13 protein-coding genes and 1 pseudogene are annotated in these 23,433 nt (G+C 56.4%); 6 read left to right on the forward strand and 8 right to left on the reverse strand.

Annotated features, from left to right (window positions below):
• Positions 1 to 2: 2 nt before the first annotated feature.
• The 4 genes from tgt (at position 3) to AC0V6O_RS06450 (ending at position 13,517) form a co-directional block, all read left to right on the forward strand.
• Positions 3 to 1,136, forward strand: a complete 1,134-nt coding sequence (tgt, locus tag AC0V6O_RS06435; RefSeq protein WP_486142519.1) for a tRNA guanosine(34) transglycosylase Tgt — start codon at positions 3 to 5, stop codon at positions 1,134 to 1,136.
• Positions 1,136 to 1,468, forward strand: coding sequence for a chorismate mutase (locus tag AC0V6O_RS06440; RefSeq protein WP_486142521.1), 333 nt, complete (start codon positions 1,136 to 1,138; stop codon positions 1,466 to 1,468). The genes tgt and AC0V6O_RS06440 overlap by 1 nt, the downstream gene beginning before the upstream one ends.
• A 413-nt stretch (positions 1,469 to 1,881) precedes the next feature.
• On the forward strand, positions 1,882 to 2,628 hold the full coding sequence (locus AC0V6O_RS06445) for a hypothetical protein (RefSeq protein WP_486142523.1): 747 nt from the start codon (positions 1,882 to 1,884) through the stop codon (positions 2,626 to 2,628).
• On the forward strand, positions 2,625 to 13,517 hold the full coding sequence (locus tag AC0V6O_RS06450; protein ID WP_486142525.1) for a calcium-binding protein: 10,893 nt from the start codon (positions 2,625 to 2,627) through the stop codon (positions 13,515 to 13,517). The genes AC0V6O_RS06445 and AC0V6O_RS06450 overlap by 4 nt, the downstream gene beginning before the upstream one ends.
• Positions 13,518 to 13,839: 322 nt before the next feature.
• Here the strand turns inward: AC0V6O_RS06450 and rpsD are convergent, their stop codons facing one another.
• The 6 genes and pseudogenes from rpsD to rpiB all read right to left on the reverse strand — a co-directional run bounded on the left by rpsD (position 13,840) and on the right by rpiB (position 17,903).
• Entirely contained in the window at positions 13,840 to 14,454 is a 615-nt protein-coding gene (gene rpsD, locus AC0V6O_RS06455) for a 30S ribosomal protein S4 (protein ID WP_472638509.1), read from the reverse strand.
• A gap of 200 nt (positions 14,455 to 14,654) precedes the next feature.
• A pseudogene (locus AC0V6O_RS06460) lies at positions 14,655 to 15,391 on the reverse strand (RNA methyltransferase).
• A 9-nt stretch (positions 15,392 to 15,400) separates the two neighbouring features.
• Positions 15,401 to 15,877, reverse strand: a complete 477-nt coding sequence (gene nrdR, locus AC0V6O_RS06465) for a transcriptional regulator NrdR (RefSeq protein ID WP_472638512.1) — start codon at positions 15,875 to 15,877, stop codon at positions 15,401 to 15,403.
• A 9-nt stretch (positions 15,878 to 15,886) separates the two neighbouring features.
• Positions 15,887 to 16,105 carry a hypothetical protein gene (locus AC0V6O_RS06470; RefSeq protein ID WP_486142528.1) on the reverse strand — a complete coding sequence of 73 codons (219 nt, stop codon included), beginning with the start codon at positions 16,103 to 16,105 and terminating at the stop codon, positions 15,887 to 15,889.
• An 11-nt stretch (positions 16,106 to 16,116) separates the two neighbouring features.
• Positions 16,117 to 17,427, reverse strand: a complete 1,311-nt coding sequence (glyA, locus tag AC0V6O_RS06475; RefSeq protein WP_486142530.1) for a serine hydroxymethyltransferase — start codon at positions 17,425 to 17,427, stop codon at positions 16,117 to 16,119.
• The gene (rpiB, locus tag AC0V6O_RS06480) at positions 17,424 to 17,903 is read right to left on the reverse strand and encodes a ribose 5-phosphate isomerase B (protein ID WP_472645487.1); all 480 of its coding nucleotides are present in this window, start codon (positions 17,901 to 17,903) and stop codon (positions 17,424 to 17,426) included. The genes glyA and rpiB overlap by 4 nt, the downstream gene beginning before the upstream one ends.
• Positions 17,904 to 18,068: 165 nt before the next feature.
• Here rpiB and AC0V6O_RS06485 point away from each other — a divergent pair, with 165 nt between their 5' ends.
• Positions 18,069 to 18,977, forward strand: coding sequence for a DUF1521 domain-containing protein (locus AC0V6O_RS06485; protein WP_486142532.1), 909 nt, complete (start codon positions 18,069 to 18,071; stop codon positions 18,975 to 18,977).
• Between the two features lie 155 nt (positions 18,978 to 19,132).
• The gene (locus AC0V6O_RS06490) at positions 19,133 to 20,809 is read left to right on the forward strand and encodes a M20/M25/M40 family metallo-hydrolase (RefSeq protein WP_486142534.1); all 1,677 of its coding nucleotides are present in this window, start codon (positions 19,133 to 19,135) and stop codon (positions 20,807 to 20,809) included.
• A gap of 21 nt (positions 20,810 to 20,830) precedes the next feature.
• Here the strand turns inward: AC0V6O_RS06490 and AC0V6O_RS06495 are convergent, their stop codons facing one another.
• Both AC0V6O_RS06495 and rpoD read right to left on the reverse strand, forming a co-directional pair.
• Positions 20,831 to 21,406 (reverse strand): DUF2059 domain-containing protein, encoded by a 576-nt coding sequence (locus tag AC0V6O_RS06495; protein ID WP_486142536.1) that lies wholly within the window; start codon positions 21,404 to 21,406, stop codon positions 20,831 to 20,833.
• The gene (rpoD, locus tag AC0V6O_RS06500; protein ID WP_486142538.1) at positions 21,406 to 23,427 is read right to left on the reverse strand and encodes an RNA polymerase sigma factor RpoD; all 2,022 of its coding nucleotides are present in this window, start codon (positions 23,425 to 23,427) and stop codon (positions 21,406 to 21,408) included. The genes AC0V6O_RS06495 and rpoD overlap by 1 nt, the downstream gene beginning before the upstream one ends.
• Between the last annotated feature and the right edge of the window lie 6 nt (positions 23,428 to 23,433).

The raw sequence follows: 23,433 nt of genomic DNA on the forward strand, positions 1-23,433 counted from the left end.
TTATGACCGAGCGTTTCAAATTCAGCATCGCTGCCACCGATGGCAAGGCGCGAACCGGCAGCATTGAGATGCAGCGCGGCACCATCGCGACGCCTGCGTTCATGCCGGTTGGCACGGCGGCCACCGTGAAGGCAATGAAGCCAGAGAGCGTGCGGGCGCTGGGCGCGGATATTATCCTTGGCAACACCTATCATCTGATGCTGCGTCCGGGCGCGGAGCGGGTGGCGAAACTGGGCGGATTACACAGTTTCATGAACTGGGATCGCCCGATCCTGACCGATAGCGGTGGCTATCAGGTGATGAGCCTGTCTGACCTGCGCAAGCTGACCGAGGAAGGCGTTGAGTTTCGCAGCCATATCGATGGCTCCAAACACATGCTGACCCCAGAGCGCTCGATGGAAATTCAGCGCCTGCTGGGCAGCGACATCGTGATGGCGTTTGATGAATGCCCGCGTGCGGATCGCCCACGTGATGAGATCGCCGCTAGCATGGAGCTTTCCATGCGCTGGGCCAAGCGCAGCCGCGACGGGTTTGATAGTGGCGGCGAGCATGCGGCGCGCTCAGCCCTATTTGGAATTCAGCAGGGCGCTCTGGATGAGGAACTGCGCAAGATCAGCGCTGAGAAGCTCACTGACATTGGCTTTGATGGCTATGCGGTCGGCGGCCTGGCCGTGGGTGAGGGGCAAGAGGCGATGTTCGGCGTGCTCGATTATGCACCGGGCCAGCTGCCGGAGGATAAACCGCGATACCTGATGGGTGTTGGCAAGCCAGACGATCTGGTCGGCGCGGTGGAGCGCGGGATCGATATGTTCGATTGTGTGCTGCCAACCCGCTCTGGCCGCAATGGTCAGGCTTTCACCTGGAACGGCGCGATTAACCTGCGCAATGCGCGCTTTGCCGAGGACACCGGACCGCTGGATGAGCGCTGCGAATGCCCGACGTGTAGCACCTATTCGCTGGCCTATTTGCACCATTTGCAAAAATCAGGAGAGATCCTGGGCGCGATGCTGGTGACCGAGCACAATCTTGCCTTTTACCAAAGCTTGATGAAGGCGATGCGCGATGCCATTGCGGGCGGAACATTTTCTGCCTTTGCCGCTGATTTTCGGCGCGATTATCTGAAAGATCGTAAGTGATGCCCAAGACCCCCGAGGCCAAAGCTCCAGAGGCCAAAGCCCCTGAGGAATGCGCGAGCATGACCGAAGTGCGCGAAGGCGTGGATGCGACCGACCGGGAGTTGGTGGCCCTGCTGGAGCGGCGCTTTGGCTATATGCGGGCGGCGGCCCGGATTAAGCCCAGCCGCGATGTGGTGCGTGATGAAGCTCGCAAGGCGAGCGTAATCGCCGCCGCTGTTGCCGAAGCGGAAGCGCGCGGCCTGCCCGGCGATGTCATCGGCGATATTTGGGAGCGCCTCGTCGAAGGTTCGATCGCTTACGAATTTGAGGAATGGGACCGCACGCGGGGCTAGGCGTCACCTATTGCGTTGGAAGCGTCCGCTATTGGATCGGAGATAAGTCAGCGATTACGGCTGTTTCTGGGGGTGAAAGCGGGCATGTCGGTTTAGGCGGAAATCAAGACCGGGAAACGCCGCATCATCCAGTATTTGCTCTCACCAATTAACAAGGTTTTAGATGAAGCAGGACGGGAACGCTAAAATTTGGGGTGATAGCGTTAAAGCAAGTGCTCGAACCGCCTGCACTTTTCGGTGGATTAAAGGCTAAAGTTTTCTGCAACCCGTCTGTAGGTTCAATCGAAAGCTATCAATATTCTGTGAATTAACCATCATCAATTGATTTACGGGTTGAATACTTTGTTCAGAAGTGCACAATTGCTGGAGGAGACTGCGGGTCATTGTACTCGCTAAATATAGGGGCGATTTGGATGGAAAGGCAACTCCCACTGATTCAATCTAAGTCATTTGTCGAACATGTTGTGACATCGTTTCGTGCTTCGCTGGGCGGGTTAGTGGTATTGATGCTCGCCATCTTATCGGCAGCCTGCGGAGAGCGAGAGACCTTCCAATACGAAATGACGGTCGAAGTCGAAACGCCCGATGGGGTGTTAGCGTCGAGTGCGGTACGCGAGGTAACGCGCTCTAGGCCGTGGATTGAGGGGCCCTTCGCACAAAAGGCGCCGACGTGGACAGTTAGGGGTGAAGCCGTCGCGATTGATTTGCCAAATGGGCGGCCCTTATTTGCGGTCCTGACGGGTTCCCCCCTCGATGCCTCCCAGCCACATAGCACTATGTCCAGATTTTTTGAGGATCGTGGTGCGGTCGAAGGGCAGGAGTTCAATCTTTGGACCATGCGAGACGGTGATTCTGTGATGGACAATGCGATGTTGCGGCCAATGCTGGTAATTCTGCGCGACCCAAGTGACCCGGCAAGTGTGATGGAAATTGATCCAGCGGCAGAAAATGTTGAACTTGGTCGCGGGGTTTCGCTTCGTAAGATTTCGGTCGCTCTAGTTGATGAAAAGCCGGACTATGTGTTGATCGAGAGATATCCTTGGATCGCCAATTATAAAAACAAATGGCTCAATGGGTCGCAAGCGAAGTCCATAGATTTGCGGGCAGGGACTGGTGCCCGCTTGCAGGCGGGACATTTTTCAACTGGAGTAACAGAATGAATTTCCAGCTCTTGATGTCGTTGCTTGCACTAGATTCCTATAACCGTGGTTATGCTGAACAAGTGTCCGGCTTGCCCGATGTAGGCGCAATTGGTCCGGTAACTATCGATAGGATATCGAACACGACGCCTGGATCCGACGACTTCGAATCCGGTTTCTTCGCAATTGCATACGAAATCGGTGAAGGGGTTGAAGGCGTAGCGCCGGGCACGAAGGTGATAATGTATCGGGGGACTGATAATTTTGCCGGCGAAAACGGGAGTGTTTCGGCCGGTGACGGCTTCAACGGATTCGGCATTGCGCTCGGCCGGTTTGGTGGCCCTCAAGCTAAGCGCGCAGTCGAATTCTATAATGATGTTCTCGGAAGGCAGCCAGGAGACAGCATAGCGGGCCAAGAGCAGGTGATTCTCAGCGGGCACTCGCTTGGTGGCGGGTTGGCAGGCTTTGTTGGTTCCCTCTTTCAGCAGCAGACGGTGCTTTTCGATCCGATGCCTTTCAGGGCTGCTGCGTTTAACGCGAGCTATCTCCAGGCTACAAGCTCGGATGGAGCTGAAGCGGCAGCGCTCGGTCCCGGAGAAGTCGAGCTAATCAACTTGGTCTACGGCGGCTTTGCATTTCAAGGTGTGCCAGGTTGGGCTGCGACAGCTCCTATCAGCGGTTCCTATATTGCGAACACGTCTTCGGATTTAGATGCAAACAACCTTGATAGCATTCGCATAGCTCTTGGCCTCGAGTCTGCCGTAGAAGGACTGACAAGGTACAACTTGCCAGACAACGTGGATCTCCAGACTACATTGTTCAATAAGGTTGGGCAGCGTCACGCGGGTACACTTATTGCGCTGCGCGAGTTTGCAAGTACGCTTCCACAAGGCGAACAAGGTTGGCGTGAAATTGCAAAATACTTGCTTCCCGCCTTTTTCGATCAAAGTGTTGCTAGCGCAGCTGGTGGTGCATCGATTGACGGTACCGGCAGCGATCCATCGAACGCAGTGCAAGCCGCAATCGCCTATTCTGCTTTAGAAGGCGAAAATCTCGTGTTCGGCGATACCGGCATCCGCGCTTTATTCGATGATGCCGACAATTTTGGCGACACGGCGGATGCTCTGCCCAGCTTTATTACGGATGAAATCAAAACCAACATCAGTAAGCTAATTATGGAGTTTGCTGGCTTACTAGCGGTAAATAAGGTCGAGCAAACCGATTGGGCTGGGGCCACTAGCGGCGTTCTTGGGTTGGCGAACGCCTCCGCCGATAGCGCGCTGTTGTTTGATTTTTCGGACGAACGCTGGACGCTGAATGGTGCAACCGAACTCAAAGGTGTTGGCCGAAAGATTGAACTAATCGACAGTTTGGTGACCAAGGCTCTTGGGTCATCGACCAATCAATCTGACCCCAGCGAAACACTCTTGTCATTAAAGCAGTGGCTCGGACTTCGGCCTGGCGAGGACAACACTGCCATCAACCCCTTCCGTAGCGTTGATGGTGCTTCGATTGCATTGAGTGAAGGCGCGCTTTACAGTGTCTCCGCGTCAACCTCTCGCCAGCTCATAATAGGGACAGATGGCGCTGAGGAGTATACGATAGTGGGCTTGCCATCCATCGTTCTGGGGGGCGGCGGTGCTGATGTAATTTTTGGAACTTCAGGCGATGATGCCTTTTTGGGTGGCGATGGTTTCGACCTTTTCCAAAGTCAGGGAGGCGATGACTTTTTTGCAGGGGGTGGTGGATACGACACCTTGTTGCTGCGCTCAGACCAAGGCGAGCCTGAGGATGTAAGAATTGAGCGCCGCAATCCAAATGATAATAGCGGGCATGAAGTCTACGGTATCACTAATGGTGACGACAGTTATACCGTAGTCGATGTCGAGTCATTGAAGCTTGCTGATGGCAATCGGCGGCTCATTATTGATTCTCCGCTTTCAAGTTACGGTTTGTCTAAGATTGAAGTCGATTTTGGTTCAAGCGCTTACGCGCAAGACCAAGACAAGGTTGACCTGTCTGGCTTAGGTCACGGTGCCAAATTCTCGCTTGCAACAGGCGTGCTCTCAGCTGTTGGCTCAGGCACAGTCTCTGGCCTGAAAATCACCAACGCTAACTCAGTCGATGGCACCGCTTTCGACGATTACATCGAGGGCGCATCAGGTAAGGTTGGCACCGATGAGGGCTTCTCCGATATTTTCGGTGGTGCTGGCAACGACACGATATTCGCCCGCGGCTGGTCTTCTCTCATTGATGGCGGGGAAGGCGCAGACCGCATTAATATTGGCGCGAACGCCGTCGTCCAAAACTCCGAAGCGATCGACAAGACCTATTTCGGCCAGCAGCTCTATGGCGGAGTAAAGCAATGGTGGATGGAAGGGGGCACCGCATATTGGTCCCCGTTCTCCACCATCATGGCAGCGTTCCCGGTGATCGGATCAAGCATTCTGGCTACCGCGTCTTTCTTCGTGGACTCTGCGACCATGAAATTCGCGAGCTACAAGAGCCTCGAAGATGGCAGCCTTGGCATCAATTTCGGTTATGGGCTCGGCGGTGCAGCAAAGATTGAGAACTATCAACTCGATCTAGATACTGGATTGGGCTCAGGCGGAATTGCCGTCTTCGAGGCAAGCCGCGGCAATGGTTCTGCGTCGGGAGGCCGAGACGCAAACAAAGAGAAGTTCATTCAATTCGTCAACCTCGCACTCAAGGCAGGCTTTGGCGTCGGGTTCACGGGCTGGGACCCTATTGTTCTCGATCTTGACGGCGACGGCTATGAGCTGACTACGCAGCGCAACAGCGGTGTGCATTTCGAATTTGACGGTGATGGCTTCGCTGAGAAAACCGGTTGGGTGCGCCCGGATGATGGCTTCCTCGTGCTTGATGCCAATGGCAACGGCATTGTCGACGATTCCAGCGAGTTCTTCGGTGATGAGACGCAGGGCGGCTTTGTCGAACTGGCCACCCACGATCTCAACAGCGATGGCGTAATCGATGCCAATGACGCTGTATTCAGCGAGTTGCGCGTATGGCGCGATCTCAACAGCGACGGTGTGACCGATGATGGTGAATTAGTAACCTTAACAGATTTGGGCATTACCTCAATCAGTCTCGCAGCCACGACTCCGGCAGAAGTGATCGATATTGGCGGCAACACCATCGCATTTGAATCGACCTTCACACTTGACGACGGAACGGTTCGCAAAGCCGGGGATGTGGTGCTCGATATCAGTCATATCGACACGCAATATATCACCAGCACGACCATAAGCGCTGCAGCGACCGCTTTGCCGGAACTGCGCGGCTTCGGCAACGTGGCGGACTTGAGCGTAGCGATGAGCGAGGACGCCGCACTTCTGGCTCAAGTCGATGCCTTTGATCAGCTCGCAACCAGTGATTTGACCACGCTGAAGCAGGCTGCAGAAGACATAATCTATGCTTGGGCCAATGTAGACGGCGTCGCGGCTGATGCCATTGGAGCGGGTGGCTTTGATGCGCGCAAGCTCGCTTTCCTTGAGGCTTTCAGTGGACAGGAAATCGCACCGCGCGATCCCGTCACGGGCGAAGTCTCGACGGCAGGCCTTGCTGAGTTGGAGGCAAGCTGGACCGACACGCTCGAAAGCCTGACGCTCCGCTTGGTTATTCAGAGCTCAAGCCTGCCGGCGTTTGCCGACATGACGTACCGCGAGGACATCGATCTCATCGTGATGGGCGGGGCGGACACGCTGAAGCAGGCCTATGAGGCGATCCTTGGTGGTTTGTCCAGCGATCCGGTTGCTGCGCAGGCAGAATGGGATGCATGGGGCGAGTTGCTGCGCGCGGTTCAGGATGGTTCGCGCAGGTTTGATAACAATATTGTGCGCGATGATTTTGCAGCGGCGCAGCTGCAGTCGGCAATTCTCGCGAGCGGCACTAGCTTTGATCTTGCCGCTCTCGCGCCCGCGCTGGGCATTGATAATCTGCAAGTTGGCACAGCTTCAGCCGAGACTTTGTCGCAAATTGACGGCGGGACGATATTCTCTGGACTGGGTGATGGGGACACTGCGGTCGGTCGCTCAGGCCAAGATGTGTATTTGCTCGAAAGCGGCTTTGGCGCCGTCACGATTGACGATGAAGAAGCCAGGCAGTCGGGTGACCGGATCCGGTTTGTCGATCTGAACCGTGCGGATGTATCAGCCGCGCGGGTCGGCGAAGACCTCGTGCTTACCGTTGATGCAACCGGCGATATTGTGACCATCCTAGGTCAGTTTGCAGATGTCGTGCCGCTTTCGTCGGACGTCATCATCAGCAACAACCGCGGCATAGAGGAAATCCAGTTCGCCGATGGTGGCATTATGGAGCTGCCAGACATTGCGATTGCTGTTGGCGAGGGTACATCGGGCGATGACGTGATGCATGGAACAATGCACACAGATGTCTTCCAGGGCCGCGAAGGCAATGATCTGCTGATGGGCGGCGACGATGCTGACCTCTATGTTTTCGATGCAGGAGATGGTTCGGATATCATTCGCGATACCCAGACCAATCCGCTGCTCCGTGCCGCTGATATGGTGATTTTTGGGGACGATATTGCACCATCAGATTTGACATGGTCTCGCGGAGCCGACCCTGATGATTTAGTCATCACGATTGGCACGGACGGCGACAGCGTTACGATTGAAAATCAATTCAGCTACTCATCACTTGGATACAACGCTCAATTCGCACCCAACTCCCGGATCGAGGTGTTCTCCTTCCGTCACTACGGGGATGTCTACACGCACAAGGACATCCAGCAGCAATTGATCGCCTCCGAAACCACCGATGGCGATGATGTAACTCGCGGCTTTGGTGACGATGACATCTTTGGACCAAGCCTTGGCGATGATACTCTCATTGGTCTTGATGGGGCTGACACGTACTTCTTCGCTCGTGGCTACGGCAACGATACGATTGACGAGCAGGCAGAGTATATTGACGTCAATGTGGGTCTTGGCGGCCTCTCATTGGAACACGGCGCCGATACGATTGTGTTTGCGAACGATATTGCGCTTGAAGATGTGACATTCAGCCGGTCGAGCAGCGCGCCGCATCTCACCATTGCGCTTGATAGCGGTGAGACGATGACCGTTAGAAACCAGTTCGACGGCTTCCAAACTGGTGTTTTGGGCGAGCAATGGTTCGACCGGATCGAATGGTTTGAGTTTGGCGATGGCACGCGCCTCAGCTGGCAGGATATACTGCTTGAGGTTACGACTGGCGGTGATGGCGATGATAGCCTTTGGGGCGATCTTTATCAGGATACGCTCGCGGGTGGGTTAGGGAACGACTATCTCTCCGGCGGCGGATATGCCGACACCTACATTTTCAATCTGGGTGATGGTCAGGATGTCGTAGACGACAACAATCCCTTCATTCTTGGCCAGGGCTTCGTGTCGGTTGATACGACGCCGGATGTGCTGCGCTTAGGGCAAGGAATTACCTCAGCCGATGTGCAGCTCGTGCGCAATGGGAATGATCTGACGCTGATGATTGGTGCGGGCGGAGACTCTGTCACCCTCAAAGGCCAGAATGCTTATTACCACACGGGCGTATTCGGAGCCATTTCAGATAGCCGGATTGAACGCGTTGAATTCGCCGACGGCGAAACCTGGACCTGGCAGGATCTCAACGAACGCGCGATTGCTGACCAGACCACTGCGGGTGATGATGTCATCAGCGGATTTGCGCTCGAAGACCGGTTTGAGGCCAGTGCTGGCAACGATACGATGCGCGGCGGCGACAGCAGCGACACCTATGTGTTCGGCTTCGGGTCCGGTCAGGACCGGATTGAAGAGACCGTCAACAACCACAATTTTCAGGATGACGACCGAGTAGAGTTCGGCGCCGGGATTACGACCAGCGATATCAGCTATTCTCGCAGCGGCGATGACCTGATCATCAACCTGCTCGGTACTTCGGATCAGCTTACGATTGCAGGGCAGTTCGACAATTATGTTTGGCTGACAGACCACGACGTCGAAACTTTCCACTTCGAAGACGGCACCACTGTCACCAAGGCGGAAATCCAGCAGCAGCTCACCATCGGAACCGCCGGTAATGATGTCATCTATGGTTTCCATACGTCCGACACGCTTGTCGGCGGACTAGGCAATGATAGCCTGCATGGCGGGGATGGATCCGACCGCTATGAATTCAATCTCGGTGATGGCCAGGATACGATCTACGAGACCGTTGAATATGCCAATCTGGATGACGATGACCGCCTTGTGTTTGGGGCTGGCATTCTGCCCGAAGATATCACGCTCAACCGTACTGGTGATGCACTCACGCTCAGCATAAATGGCACTACCGATTCTGTTACTATTGACGGTCAATTTGCGTTCGCGAGCTGGTTCAGCTGGCACGATGTCGAGTTTTTCGAATTTGCCGATGGGACAGTTTGGACCAAACGTGATGTTTCAAACTTCTTGTCTGGCGGTACTGCTGGCGATGACGTGATTGTCGGCACGTTCCAATCCGACGAAATCAATGGCGGAGCAGGAAATGACACCCTGCGCGGCGAAGATGGCGCGGATATTTACTACTTTGATATCGGCCACGGCCAGGACCGGATCGAGGAAACTCGGACCAATGCAAACCTCTCCAACTACGATCAAATCGTCTTCGGTGAAGGTATCACTGCTGCGGATTTGACCTTCTCGCGCAGTGGCGACGATCTGACGATTGGCTACGTCAACGCGCCCGATACGATCTTAATCGCCGGGCAGTTCGACAACTACATCAATTTCACCGATCACGATATCGAGCGCCTGCAATTTGCCGATGGAACGGTCATGACCAAGGCGGAAATCCAAAGCCAGCTTACAATCGGTACGTCGGCTGACGAAACTGTGTTTGGCTTCCATACCCATGACTATCTCGATGGCGGGGCAGGCAATGATATCCTGCGCGGTCTTGATGGTTCGGACACCTATTTCTTTGGTCGCGGGTCGGGCAACGATATCATCCGCGAAAGCGTTCAATACGTGAACATCGACGATGATGACCGGATCCAGTTCGCGCCGGATTTGACGCTCGATGATATCGTCTGGTCGCGCAGCGGCACAAATTTGATCATCGCAATTGCCGACACATCCGACACCATCACTGTCGAGGGCGGTCTCGATAAGGAAGGCAGCACCGGATACACATGGCGCGACATTGAGTTCTTCGACTTCGCTGATGGGACCACGCTGACAAAGCAAGATGTCCGGGAAATCCTGCTAACGCCAACCGATGGTGACGATACCCTGGCTGGCTTCTACACCAGCGACGTGCTGGCGGGGGGACTTGGCAACGACATACTGCGGGGCGGTCAAGGCGCCGATCGGTACATTTACAACCTCGGCGATGATCATGACGTCATCGAAGAATACCATTTGCGAGATGGAAGCGTAGACGTCCTGCAACTAGGATCCGGGATCACGCCAACCGATCTGGTATTCGGCACATCCTTCCAGAACACCTTCGATATGGTCATCAGCTTTGCAAATGCTGATGGCTCGATCCAGTTATCCAATCAGGTTCTGGGTGGCTCGGATTGGGGCATTGACCGCGTCGAGTTTGCCGACGGCACGCAGCTTGATCGCGCGCAGCTGCTTGCTCGCTATCTGGCGGAGCAAGGTGGGGCCGGTGATGATCTGATTGGCGGCGACAATACGGCCAACGTCCTTGATGGACAGGCTGGCGATGATTTCATCCGTTCGCTTGGCGGCAGCGATACGCTAACCGGCGGCGCAGGTGCCGACCGCCTCGAAGGCGGTAGCGGCTCTGACATCTACAACTATTCACTTGGCGACGGCACGGATACGATTTTCGATGCCGGAACAGACGCGTCCGACCGCCTGATATTCGGCGCAGGCATCGCGCCCACAGATGTTTTGCTCGATCCTGATCTACTGTCACCCAATGCCATGGTTGTCCGGTTTGTCGGCAGCAGTGAGACCATCTACATCGAGGAGCAATGGGCGAGCAATTCGGGCCTCGAATTCATTGAATTCGCTGACGGTACTGTCTGGGACTACGCAGCGATACAACAGCAATTTGCTCTCGGCGAAGAGCGCGCTGGTAGCCAATCTTTGACGGGTACCAGCGGCGCTGACGTGATCAATGGCTACGGCGGTAACGACACGATTAACGGCGCAGGTGGGAATGACACGTTAAGCGGGGGCGCTGACAATGATACCGTTATCGGCAGCACCGGGAACGACACCTACGTTTACAATCTGGGCGATGGCGAAGACCGCTTTTTCGAAAGCGAGAGCCGGTTCAGAACAGGAGGCAATGACACGCTTCTATTCGGCGTGGGTATAGCTCTTAGTGATTTGACCTTTAACAAGTTCGGTTCCGACTGGGACGATCTGCATGTGACGGTCGCTGACGGTGGCTCTATCCACCTTGATGAACAGGATGCGAGCTACCAAGGCCGCATGTATAACCGTATTGAGAACTTCGTATTCCAAACACAGGAAGCCGACGGTTCCATTACTCAGACGACACTATCTTCGACGGCAATTCAAGCACATCGAATTGCCGAAGCGGTAACCGATCAGGCAGATACGATTATTGGCAGCCGCGGCGGCGATACTGTTCTGGGCGGAGCCGGGAATGACGCACTTTATGGTTGGAGTGGCTCCGACACCCTCGATGGGCAGGCAGGCAACGATACCCTTGTGGGCAGCACTGGCAACGACACCTATGTCTACAACCTTGGCGATGGAGACGATCGTTTCTTTGAGAGCGAAAGTAAGCACGGCCATGGCGGCAACGATACTTTGCTCTTCGGAGTGGGGATCACCCTCAGTGATTTGACCTTTGACAAGTACGGTTCTGACTGGAACGATCTGCATGTGACCGTTGCTGGCGGCGGCTCAATCCATTTGGATCAGCACGATGTTAGCTACCGCGGCCGCTTGTACAATCGGATCGAGAATTTCGTGTTCCAAACACAGGAAGCCGACGGTTCGATCACCCAGACGACAATGACGGCAGCAGAAATCCATATTCACCGCCTTGCCCATGCCGTGACTGCTCAAGACGATACGATCATCGGTAGTCAATATGGGGAACTGGTAAGCGGCGGAGCTGGAAATGACACTCTCTACGGGTGGAATGGCTCGGACACACTCAATGGCGATGAAGGTGATGACTATCTCGTCGGAAGCACTGGCAACGATACCTATGTCTACAATTTAGGCAGTGGGAACGATCGGATCTTCGAAAGCGAAAGCAGGCACGGCCATGGCGGAAACGATACGCTGCTTTTCGGAGCAGGGATCACGGCCGATGATTTAGTTGTCACTCGATCATTGTCGAATGCCAATGACATCGAATTGACGTTCAAACACTCTACGGGTTCGATTTACATCGATGGTCAGAGCGACAGCTATCGCGGCCGACTCTACAATAGAATTGAAAACTTCACTTTTGCCGATGGCACAACACTGAGCCACGCCGACATTGCGGCGCGCATGATCGTGGTTAGCGGGGCGACTATCACGGGCGGTGTTGCTGATGATGTGCTTTCCGGTACGGCAGCAAACAACGTGATCCTGGGCAACTCTGGCAGCGATGAGCTGTTCGGGGAAGACGGTGATGACGAACTGACCGGCGGCCTAGGCGATGATCAGCTGTTTGGCGGGATTGGTGCAGATACCGCTGTTTATGCAGGTCTAAGCACCGAATTTACGATCCTTACATCGGGCGGCACCTTCCAACTGCGCGATGATGAGATCGCAACAGGCGATGATGAAGGAACCGACACGCTCGTTGGTATTGAAACGCTGAGGTTCGGCGATGGTCAAACCATGGGCATCACCTCCCCGATCATCCTTGATTTTGGCGGTGATGGCATCACTACTCAAAGCGCGAGTGAAAGTGCTGCCCGCTTTGATCTTAATGGCGACGGAATTGGCGACGATACCAGTTGGATCTCCGGCAACGATGCATTCCTATTCCTGGACCGTGACGCCAATGGCACCGTATCTGGTGTCGAAGAAATTAGCTTCGTCGATGACATACCCAATGCCGCGACTGACCTTGAAGGGCTACGGGCGTTTGACAGCAATGGGGACGGTGTTCTTGACGCAGAGGACGCGCGCTTTGCAGAGTTCGGCGTTTGGAACGATGCGAACGGGGACGGTGTGGCTGATGCGGGCGAGATCGCATCACTAGCGCAAGCAGGCGTAGTATCGATCAATCTGTCCGGCACACAGAACAATGCGGATTTCCAGTTTGGCGATGTGGCCGTTGCCAATATCGGCAGATTCTCGCTGGCAAATGGCGAAACGCGCGAGTTTGCGGATGCAGCGCTGACCTATTTTGCAGGCACTCCAGAAGAGACTGAGGTTGCTAATTCTGAGCTGGTGCCGGAAATGGTCGCTCGCGGCTTTAATGCGGCTCTCTACGCCGACCTAATGGGCTTTGGTGCGCAATTACCAACCCGTGACGCGGTCTTCGACATGATCCGTTCGGATCATTTTGAAGCCTTAGGCGATGTGTTCGGTTTGTTCGACCAAGCCAGCAAACCTGCGTTCGTTTCAACTCATTTATCCGTTGCAACTCCAGCGCCGGTCGCCTTTGAAACAGACGTAACCTTTGAACAGAGCCGGATATTGCAAGTGATGCCTGGAGAGCGCAGCGAGGCTAGCGATCTTGGGATCCCGCCACTTAGCGAGCGCTTGCTTCACGTAGCACCGCAACGAAGAACGCCGCTTGAAGAGTTCGAGCTAGGCGAGTTCAATCCTGATCTTGAAGGCGCCCGTGCGGACTTCGCTCGCAGGCTGATGATGATTAGCCAAGACATGGCCGCATTTGGAGCTCCATCAGCTGCAGAGACTGCACGTCTGGACCGCAGGTCAGGATATATGCCGGAACTGTTCGTGGCTTAGTATGGGGCTGGCGTCCAACCCAGTTGTTGATGTTGGCGGACGCGTTGGTCAGGTCTAGACATGCCTGGGTCTGACCATGGGGTAGACTCTCGCTCACCCTCGGCTCATTTCCACTTGATCCGTGGAGCCTGCACAGATGCATCTGTAGCACTCGATTGTCAGTAACTGGGTCGGAAGGAGACAGTCCGCTTTTTGCGGTACAGAAGACGATTTGCGGCAGGGCGCCGTCGCTGCCGGAAAACCAAGGCCGCATCACAAACAAAAAGGGCGGCCCGCTCCGCTGAAGGAGGGGGCCGCCCGTTTCGTATGAGATGTTCGCGGATTAGCGCGAGTAGAACTCGACCACGAGGTTTGGTTCCATCGTTACCGGGTAAGGCACTTCGTCGAGCTTCGGTACGCGAGTGAAAGTGATCTTGTCTGTGCCATCAGGCGCGACATAGTCAGGAATTTCACGCTCTGGCAGGCTTTGCGCCTCGATAACCAGAGCCATTTCCTTGGCTTTCGCACCGAGGCTGATCACGTCGCCCACGTCGCAGCGGCGGCTGGCGATGTTGCACTTTACGCCGTTCACAAGGATGTGGCCGTGGCTGACGATTTGGCGCGCAGCAAAGATCGTTGGTGCGAACTTCGCGCGGTAAACGATCATGTCGAGGCGGCGCTCAAGCAGGCCGATCAGGTTCTGGCCGGTGTCGCCCTTGATCCGGGTCGCATCCTTATAGGTGCTGCGGAACTGCTTCTCAGTGACGTCGCCGTAATAGCCTTTGAGCTTCTGCTTAGCGCGCAGCTGAAGGCCGAAATCGCTCATTTTGCTCTTGCGACGCTGACCGTGCTGGCCAGGACCGTAAGAACGCTTGTTCACTGGAGAGTTTGGACGACCCCAGATGTTTTCACCCATCCGGCGGTCAAGTTTATGCTTCGAGCTGGTACGCTTCGTCATAGATATATCTTTCAAATTGCATGAGCCGCCCCAGTGGCGACCGTTGAACCCGGCATCGCTCCGCTTGAAGATGTCTCAAGCGCGGCTACCGCTTCACCGGGGTGCGGAGCCAATTTGCGAAGGCGCGCGAATAGCAGGAATGGTGAGCGCGTCAAGCCTTTGTCGCAGCGCGCTGTCCCTGTAATTGCCGTGCGTTTGGCCTAGGGATCAGGGGGTATTCGGCCGAGCGAGGACAAGACCCCGCGCAAGGTGCGGATTTCAAGGTGATTCCACCCTGGCTTGGTCAGCACATTGCGTAAGGTTTGCGCTGTTGCCTCGCGTCGCGGTTCTGGCAGGAAATAGCCCTTTGGCTCCAGCAGTTGCTCAAAGTGAGCGACCAATCCGTCGAGCTCTTCTTGCGGGGCGGGGGGAGCAGGTCCTCTTGCGGTGGCTGAGCAAGGTCAGTCTCACCACGCACCACTTTTGACCATTCATAAGCGCACAGGATCACCGCCTGTGCCAGATTAAGCGAGCCAAATTCTGGATTGATAGGCACGGTCAAAATACTGCGCGCCAGGCCAACGTCCTCGGTCGCCAGTCCAGAGGCCTCGCGTCCGAACAGAATGGCGCTGCGCCCGCTCTGGGCCTTGATCTCGCGTGCGGCCTCATCGGGCGTCACAACCGGCTTTGATACGCCGCGTTTGCGCACCGTAGTGGCGTAGATATTCGCGCAATCGGCCACCGCATCTTCGGTGGTGGAGAAGACCTGCGCCTGCTCCAGCACGATATCCGCACCAGCCGCCGTGGGGCCAGCGGCCGGATTGGGCCAGCCATCGCGCGGATCGACCAGACGCATCTTGGTAAGCCCGAAATTGAGCATTGCGCGCGCGGCATGCCCGATGTTCTCGCCCATTTGCGGACGGACAAGGACGATGATGGGTTGGTTGCTGCTGGCCATGCGCGCGGATCAGTCCTGCGCCGCTTCCTGCACGGTGCTGGCAAATTCCTCAAAATCGCGCGCTTCGCTGAAATCGCGGTAGACCGAGGCGAAGCGGATATAGGCGACGCTGTCGATCTGCTTCAGTCCCTCCATCACCATTTCGCCGATCTTGGCAGAGGGCACTTCGGCATCGCCAGCGGTTTCCACTTGGCGTTGAATGCCGGATACCAACCGGTCGATCCGGTCCTGTGTCACGCCGCGTTTGCGGCAGGCGAGCGAGACGGAGCGTTCCAACTTGTCCCGGTCAAACGGCTCACGGCGCTCTTCCTGACCGCCATCGCCCGCTTTGACGATAACGATTTCGCGCAATTGCACGCGTTCAAAAGTCGTAAAGCGCGCGCCGCAGCTGGAGCATTGACGCCGGCGCCGGGTCGCGGTTGCGTCCTCGGTCGGCCGGCTGTCCTTAACCTGGCTGTCGTCGTTCGCGCAAAAGGGGCAGCGCATGGTTTGGGGCTACTTCTTGATACGGTTGTAAAGGGCGATACCAGCGCCAGCGGCAAGGCCAAGTGGCAGGCTGATCACGGGCAGGATTGCACCGGCAACCGCACCAATCGCTGCGCCAGTTAGCACAGGCTTGGTAGAAGGGTGCTTCATCCCTTCCTTGGCCATGCCGGACAGTTCAGACTTGGTGTCTTCAATCCAGTCGGGACCATCGTCTTCCGCGTTGCTCATGATCTTGGCCCTCACATGCCCGGATAGACAGGGAAGGCGGAGCAAAGCTCGCTGACACGGGTGCGCACGCTTTCTTCGACCTGCGCATCGCCTTCTGGGCCATTTTTCGAGAGACCATCGACGACTTCTGCTATCAGCTTGGCCACCGTGCGGAATTCAACCGGGCCAAAGCCGCGCGTCGTGCCTGCTGGTGTGCCAAGGCGGATGCCGCTTGTCACGAATGGTGACCGTGTGTCGAACGGGATGCCGTTCTTGTTGCAGGTGAGCCAGGCGCGGTCGAGGCCAGCCTCGGCAGCCCTTCCGGTCACGTCTTTCGCCGTCAGATCGACTAGCATGGAGTGATTGTCCGTGCCTCCAGAGACGATCCGCAGGCCGTTCTCTTCAAGGCTCGCGGCGAGCGCGCGGGCGTTTTCAACGATCCGGTGCGCGTAGGTTTTGAACTCAGGCTGCAACGCCTCGCGGAAAGCCACTGCCTTACCGGCCACTACATGCATCAACGGGCCGCCTTGCAGGCCAGGGAAGACCGCCATGTTCAGCGGCTTGGTCAACTTCTCATCATTCCACAGGATGATGCCAGAACGCGGACCGCGCAGGCTCTTATGCGTGGTGGAGGTGACGATGTCGCAATGCGGGAAGGGTGATGGGTGCGCGCCGCCCGCGACCAGGCCCGAGATGTGGCTCATATCGCACAGCAGATATGCGCCGACTTCGTCCGCGATTGCACGGAACGCGGCAAAGTCCCAAGTGCGCGAATAGGCCGTGCCTCCGCAAATGATCAGCTTCGGCTTGTGCTGGCGCGCGGTCGCCGCAACCGCGTCCATATCGATCAGCTCATCGCCCTCTGTCACGCCGTAGCTGACCGGGTTGAACCATTTTCCGCTCATATTGACAGGTGAACCATGGGTCAGGTGCCCGCCAGAATTGAGATCAAGGCCCATGAATGTGTCCCCCGGCTCTAGCAGAGCGAGAAACACAGCCTGGTTCATCTGGCTGCCGCTGTTTGGCTGAACATTGGCAAAGTTACAGCCAAACAATTGCTTGGCGCGCTCAATGGCTAATGTTTCGACCTGATCGGCATAGTCACAGCCGCCGTAATAGCGCTTACCCGGATAGCCTTCGGCATATTTGTTGGTGAAGACACTTCCGGTCGCTTCCAGCACGGCGCGGCTCGCTATGTTCTCACTCGCGATCAGCTCAATCTTGTCGCGCTGGCGGGCCAGTTCGCTGGTGACAGCGGCTGAGATTTCCGGGTCAGCGGCGGCGAGGTCATCGTTCCAGAAACCGTCCATCACAGGCAGAACGTCAGAGGGGGCAGTGCTCATTGGTGGGTCTCGATTCGTGTCGTCTGGATGGGCGGAGTGCCGAGTTTGGCAACGCGGCGTTGATGCCGGCCAGCGGGATCATCAGCGTCGGCGAATTCTGTTTCTAGGAAGGTCGCGATGCAGCTCTTGGCCATCTCGATGCCTGTCAGCCGCGCACCCAGCGCAATCGCATTGGCATTGTTGTGCTCGCGCGCGAGCGCGGCGGACAGCGGCTCTGACACCAGCGCGCAGCGCACGCCGGGATGGCGGTTGACGCTGATCGAAATGCCGATTCCCGATCCGCACAGGGCGATGCCGCGCTCGACGGTTCCCTCCGCGACGACTTCGGCCAATTTATAGCCATAGTCGGGGTAATCGACGCTCTCGCCCGCTGCGGGCCCAAGGTCTGCCACCTCATGGCCTTCTTCGATGAGCCATTCGGCAATTTCCGCTTTCATTTCGGTAGCGGCGTGATCTGATGCAATTGCTATACGCATGGGGGCTGATTTAGGGGCTCGCGCGCCCGATGACTAGGCCCACCAAGCGGCTTTTCCGGCAGCTTCCCCAAATCTATGCGTTTTGTATAGGTGATCTACGCGAAACGCAGAGTGCAAGCTGTCCAGCAATGGGGGATAGAGCGCGTGTAATTTAGGGGAATTGCAATGATAAACCCGATTGGCGGCGGCTTGGCCGTCATAACGCGTATGGTGAACCCCCTCCTTCCTGGAGGCGCGGTGCAAATCTCGCCCGATGTCGCTGGGCATTTCCAAGACCCACTGGGCGCGGGCCGCTTTGCCTCCGCCACCACGCCGGAATTTGTGGTCGCGCGCTGTTATACCGATTGCAGCCCTGGGGCAGACTTCCATCCACCACCACTGGCCACGCCAAGCTCGACCAGCGGGGACCCTGAGCCTGTGCAAGAATGGGTTGCAAAGACCACGGGGGATGGGCGTGCAGAGCTGCAGTTGGGAGATGGCTACACCCTCAATTTTGACGAGCGATCCAGCGAGATTGAAGTCTTCAATGCAAACACAAGCGAATACACGAGAATTTGGGGCGATCCGCACATCGATGCTCAAGGTATACGGGCGTTCGATTTTTGGGGTACAACCACATTCAAGCTCGAAAATGGTGCGAAGATCACGATCAAGACCGAGCAATGGGACGGCAATCCCAACGCTTATGTCGCCAGCAAGGTTGTAATCACAAAGGGGCGCAATGCTGTGGTTGTTGACGGCATCAGCCAAAACCAACTGGGCGACCTTTCGCTGGACGTTTCCAAGCGGGGTTATGCTCTCGATATGCGGCATCGTGATGGATATTTATTGCAAGAGAATGCAAGCGGGGTCGGTTGGAAATCGGAGTTTACCGGTGAGATCGCTACCCAAGAGGACTTGGATGCGACCCGCATTGGCGGCCGTTTTGAGCCTGGGAGCCGCTGGCCTTCTTGGGCGCAAACACTGCCGTTATTCAGCCAATTCCTGATGTTTGAAGGGTTGGTCAATTTCTCCTCAGAGCTTGGTGATGACCCGCAGGATGCACCGAAGCGCAAACCACGAGTCCACTGCTAGGCCGCCTTTCTGCATTGCGAATTCTCAGCCTGCATTGGCCGCCAATTGGCTTCTTAGGCCAGGCATTATGTAAGCTAAACGCTCGTTGCCCTTGGCTTTTCCTGCAAGATACTGAACAAGCTTGCGCATCGCTTGGAAAAGGCAAGGGGATTTGAATGCGCTGGCTGACTTTGGCTGTGATGGTTGTGATCGGCATCGCTCTCGCGATTTTAGGCACCACGCCGCAATCCCCGGCTAGCATCAGCAGCGATGAGGCGAGCTTTTCTGCCGAGCGGGCGATGGAGCATGTGCGCATTATCGCGGCAGAGCCGCATCCCACAGGTTCCGTCGCCAATGCTAAGGTGCGCAGCTATCTGGTCGCAGAGCTGGAGGCGCTGGGCGCGGAGGTGTCGCTTTCCGAAGGGCCGGTTCCAGAGCGCGCCCGCGCCAGACTGGGCCGGTGGAGCGGCGAGGCGCCGCCCGATGCGCTGACCCTGACCAATGTTATTGGCGTTATCCCCGGCCGTGATCGGTCAAAGCCTGCCGTCGCCCTGATGGCGCATCACGATACGGTTTGGGGATCACCCGGTGCCTCTGATGACACAGCGGGTGTCGCGAGCATATTGGAGGCGGTGCGCGCGATCACCAGCCAAGGGACAGTCGAGCGCGATATCATCGTGCTGCTGACTGATGGTGAAGAGGTGGGCCTGCTGGGCGCGCAGCAATTCATCGACGAAAATCCACTCGCGGATAAAATTGGCGCGATGATCAATCTGGAGGCACGCGGCGCAGGCGGGCGCACGACCCTGTTTCAGACCTCGAAAGACAATAGCGCGGCGATTGAGCTTTATGCAGGTGCCGTCTCGCGGCCAGGCGGATCGTCACTGGCGACCTTCGTATACGAGGTGCTTCCCAACGACACCGACCTGACGCCTGCGTTGGAGCGGCCATATGTGGCCTATAATCTGTCCTTTATAGGCAGGCCGGGCCTGTATCACTCGGCTAAGGCCACGCCGGAAAACCTGGATCAAGGCGCCGTGCAGGATATGGGTGATCAGACGTTGGAGCTGACGCTGGCGCTCGCCAATGCGGATGAGCTGCCAGAGGCGGCGGAGGATCGAACTTTCTTCGACGTGTTCGGCATTTTCCTGCTGCATTATGGCGCGGTCATCGGCTGGGTGCTGCTTGCGCTTGCCGCGGTGCTGCATGTGATTTGCTTGCGAATGAACCAGCCCGGCGATTGGTGGAAGAGCTTGGCTGCGTCTGCGGTGGTGATCCTGGGCGGCGGGCTCGCGCTTTACACGCTCAATGCGATTTCGGGGCAGGGGGCTGGCGAGTCGGTTTATTACGACCGGCTGGCGGCAATCCCGATGCTGGAGGCGCAGGCGCTGCTGATTTGCATCGCAGCGCTCGCAGTTAGCGCGCCTCTATGGGCTGGGCGGCGCGGCAGCATCGTTGGCATTTTGATCGCTTTGGCGATGCAAATATTCGTGCCAACCACCGCGTTTCTGGTAGTTTGGCCGCTGCTGCTCGCCGGAATTGTCGGGGTGGTGACGGGCAAGTCCGATGGAGCAATTGCGAAAGTGGTCGCGGTGGTTTGCGGCGGTGTGGTGCTTGGATTGATGCTGCAATTTGGGCATCAATTTATGCAAGGCGTTGGGCCGGATGCACCAATGGTGGTGGCTCTGCTCGCGGCTTTGATGGTGCCGGTGCTTGGCCCAATGATCCCGGCGGTGAATGCGAAACGTTGCTTTATGATCGCGGGGGTATGCTTGGTCGGCGCGCTCGCCATTGCGACCTGGGTGCGGTTTGATCCGGTTGCCGATACGATGCCGATTTACGAGACTCAATGAATGGATAGGGCGTGTCCCGCCCTATTCAGCGGGATTTGCCCCAGACGCTATCAATTCATCCATCAGTCCGGGCATTTCGGCCATTACGGTTTCCATGGTCTCATCCATGAAATTCTGATTTGCACCGGCAAACGCAGGGTGAGATATAAGGTCCTGCGAACGTTGCATAAATGCCTGGCCACTCGGAGTTGAGACGAACGCAAGGATGTCGCGCAATTCCGGCTCTGAGTAGGTCTCGGCATAGGCCATGACCCAGCCATCCATTAGAGCTGGAATGTGGCTGCGCATGATGGTGTCGGTCTTTACAGACAGGCGCTCTTGCCAATCAGCGATAATGCCATTCGCATTTTCGTCTGTGATCATGCCGCTCAAAGACTGCATCATCTGACTTTCCATTTGATCAGTGATCGTCTGGAACATTTCGACGCGTGTCTCTTCAGGAAAAGACTTGTCTAGGATGTCAGCGGCGAGGGCCAGTCGCACATCGCTCGTCTCAGATGCAGTTGCGTCGTCACCATCGGGCACCCCCTGCGCAGCCAATGGCGCCGCCCACAAAACCAGCGGAGCGGCGCACAAGGCAAATCGCTTAAATGGCATCACTGATCCAGGAAAGAGCGCATTTTGCGTGACCGCGAAGGGTGCTTGAGCTTGCGCAGCGCCTTCGCCTCGATCTGACGGATGCGTTCGCGCGTCACGCTGAACTGCTGACCGACTTCTTCCAAAGTATGGTCGGTGTTCATGCCGATGCCAAAGCGCATCCGCAGCACGCGTTCTTCGCGCGGCGTCAGCGATGCGAGCACGCGGGTGACGGTTTCTTTCAGGTTTGCCTGGATCGCGGCATCCACAGGGATGATCGCGTTTTTGTCTTCGATGAAATCACCCAGGTGCGAATCTTCCTCATCACCAATTGGCGTTTCGAGGCTGATCGGTTCCTTGGCGATTTTCATCACCTTGCGCACTTTTTCCAGCGGCATGGACAGGCGCGCTGCCATTTCCTCTGGGGTCGGTTCTCGGCCTTCCTCGTGCAGGAATTGACGTGAGGTGCGCACCAGCTTGTTGATCGTCTCGATCATGTGGACCGGGATACGGATCGTGCGCGCTTGGTCCGCGATCGAGCGGGTGATCGCCTGACGGATCCACCAGGTCGCATAGGTGCTGAATTTGTAGCCGCGGCGATATTCAAACTTATCAACCGCCTTCATCAGGCCGATGTTACCTTCTTGAATAAGATCAAGGAATTGCAGGCCACGATTGGTGTATTTCTTGGCGATGGAGATCACCAGTCGAAGGTTGGCTTCCACCATTTCCTTCTTGGCGATACGCGCTTCGCGCTCGCCCTTTTGCACCATGTTCACGATGCGGCGGAATTCAGGCAGGGCCATACCGGTGTTGGCGGCAATATCGGTGATTTCGGTGCGAATACGCTCAACCGCTGCGCCTTCTTTCTCAACGAAAGCGGCCCATTTCTTGTCTTTTTTCGCGTTCGCCTTGATCCAGCTATCGTCTAGCTCGTTGCCGACATAGCTTTTCAGGAAATCGATCCGTTTGATCTTGTGACGCTCTGCCAGACGCAGCATCTGTCCGCCCAGCGCGGTCAGACGGCGGTTGAAGGCATAGAGATTGTCGACCAGGAATTCGATCTTGGTCGCATGGAACTGCATGCTTTCGACTTCCGCCGTCAGCTCTTCGCCCAGTTTTTCGTACTTGTTTTCTTTGGCCTTCGGGAATTCATTGCCAGCCGCCAGAGTGTCGACCCGCTCAGCCTGCAGTTTCTCGAAGGTTTTGAACAGCTTGGTGATACGAGCAAAGCGCTCGATCGCATCCGGTTTAAGCGTGGCTTCCATCTGCGCGAGTGAAAGAGTGTTGTCCTCTTCCTCTTCTTCTTCGCGTTTTGAGCTGCCTTCTTCGCCGTCTTCATCCTCATCGGATGTTTCGTCGCTGTCATCTTCATCATCGTCGCGGATGGTTGGGCCAGCGGTCTCTTCAGAGATTTCGCCGTCGTCATCATCCTCGGCGCCTTCTGCCATTTTGTCAGCAGGCGGCTCTTTGGAAAGCATCGCGTCCAGATCGAGGATTTCGCGCAGCTGCATTTCTTCGTTGTTGAGCGCTTCGGACCAATGGATGATGGCGTGGAATGTGATCGGACTTTCGCACAGGCCGATGATCATCATGTCGCGGCCGGCTTCGATCCGCTTAGCAATCGCGATCTCGCCTTCACGGCTGAGCAGTTCCACCGCGCCCATTTCGCGCAGATACATACGAACCGGGTCATCGGTGCGTTCGCCCGTGCCGGTCTTCTTGACCGCTGCGGCGGGCGCTTTCTTGGCGTCTTTCTTGTCATCGCCGACCTGCATTTCTGCAACTTCGGCCTCTTGCTCAGCTTCGGCCTCGGCCTCTTCGTCGTTCTCGACGATCTGGACGCCCATTTCCGACAGAGCGGTTTGGATGTCCTCAATCTGATCCGGGCTCATTTCACCAGACGGCAAAGCTTCGTTGAGCTCATCATAGGTGATGTAGCCCTTTTTCTTCGCCTTGGTCATGAGCTTCTTAACTGACGCCTCGTTGAGGTCGATCAGTGGAGCATCGTCTTTATCTTGCGCTTTAGCTTTTGAAGCCATGGATCC

Source organism: Erythrobacter sp. JB2-19 (assembly GCF_057365005.1).

What these genes read in the sequence shown, in the direction of transcription:
- tgt (WP_486142519.1), top strand. Translation starts at nt 3, where the DNA reads ATGACCGAGCGTTTCAAATTCAGCATCGCTGCCACCGATGGCAAGGCG.
- AC0V6O_RS06440 (WP_486142521.1), top strand. Translation starts at nt 1,136, where the DNA reads ATGCCCAAGACCCCCGAGGCCAAAGCTCCAGAGGCCAAAGCCCCTGAG.
- AC0V6O_RS06445 (WP_486142523.1), top strand. Translation starts at nt 1,882, where the DNA reads ATGGAAAGGCAACTCCCACTGATTCAATCTAAGTCATTTGTCGAACAT.
- AC0V6O_RS06450 (WP_486142525.1), top strand. Translation starts at nt 2,625, where the DNA reads ATGAATTTCCAGCTCTTGATGTCGTTGCTTGCACTAGATTCCTATAAC.
- rpsD (WP_472638509.1), bottom strand. Translation starts at nt 14,454, where the DNA reads ATGACGAAGCGTACCAGCTCGAAGCATAAACTTGACCGCCGGATGGGT.
- nrdR (WP_472638512.1), bottom strand. Translation starts at nt 15,877, where the DNA reads ATGCGCTGCCCCTTTTGCGCGAACGACGACAGCCAGGTTAAGGACAGC.
- AC0V6O_RS06470 (WP_486142528.1), bottom strand. Translation starts at nt 16,105, where the DNA reads ATGAGCAACGCGGAAGACGATGGTCCCGACTGGATTGAAGACACCAAG.
- glyA (WP_486142530.1), bottom strand. Translation starts at nt 17,427, where the DNA reads ATGAGCACTGCCCCCTCTGACGTTCTGCCTGTGATGGACGGTTTCTGG.
- rpiB (WP_472645487.1), bottom strand. Translation starts at nt 17,903, where the DNA reads ATGCGTATAGCAATTGCATCAGATCACGCCGCTACCGAAATGAAAGCG.
- AC0V6O_RS06485 (WP_486142532.1), top strand. Translation starts at nt 18,069, where the DNA reads ATGATAAACCCGATTGGCGGCGGCTTGGCCGTCATAACGCGTATGGTG.
- AC0V6O_RS06490 (WP_486142534.1), top strand. Translation starts at nt 19,133, where the DNA reads ATGCGCTGGCTGACTTTGGCTGTGATGGTTGTGATCGGCATCGCTCTC.
- AC0V6O_RS06495 (WP_486142536.1), bottom strand. Translation starts at nt 21,406, where the DNA reads ATGCCATTTAAGCGATTTGCCTTGTGCGCCGCTCCGCTGGTTTTGTGG.
- rpoD (WP_486142538.1), bottom strand. Translation starts at nt 23,427, where the DNA reads ATGGCTTCAAAAGCTAAAGCGCAAGATAAAGACGATGCTCCACTGATC.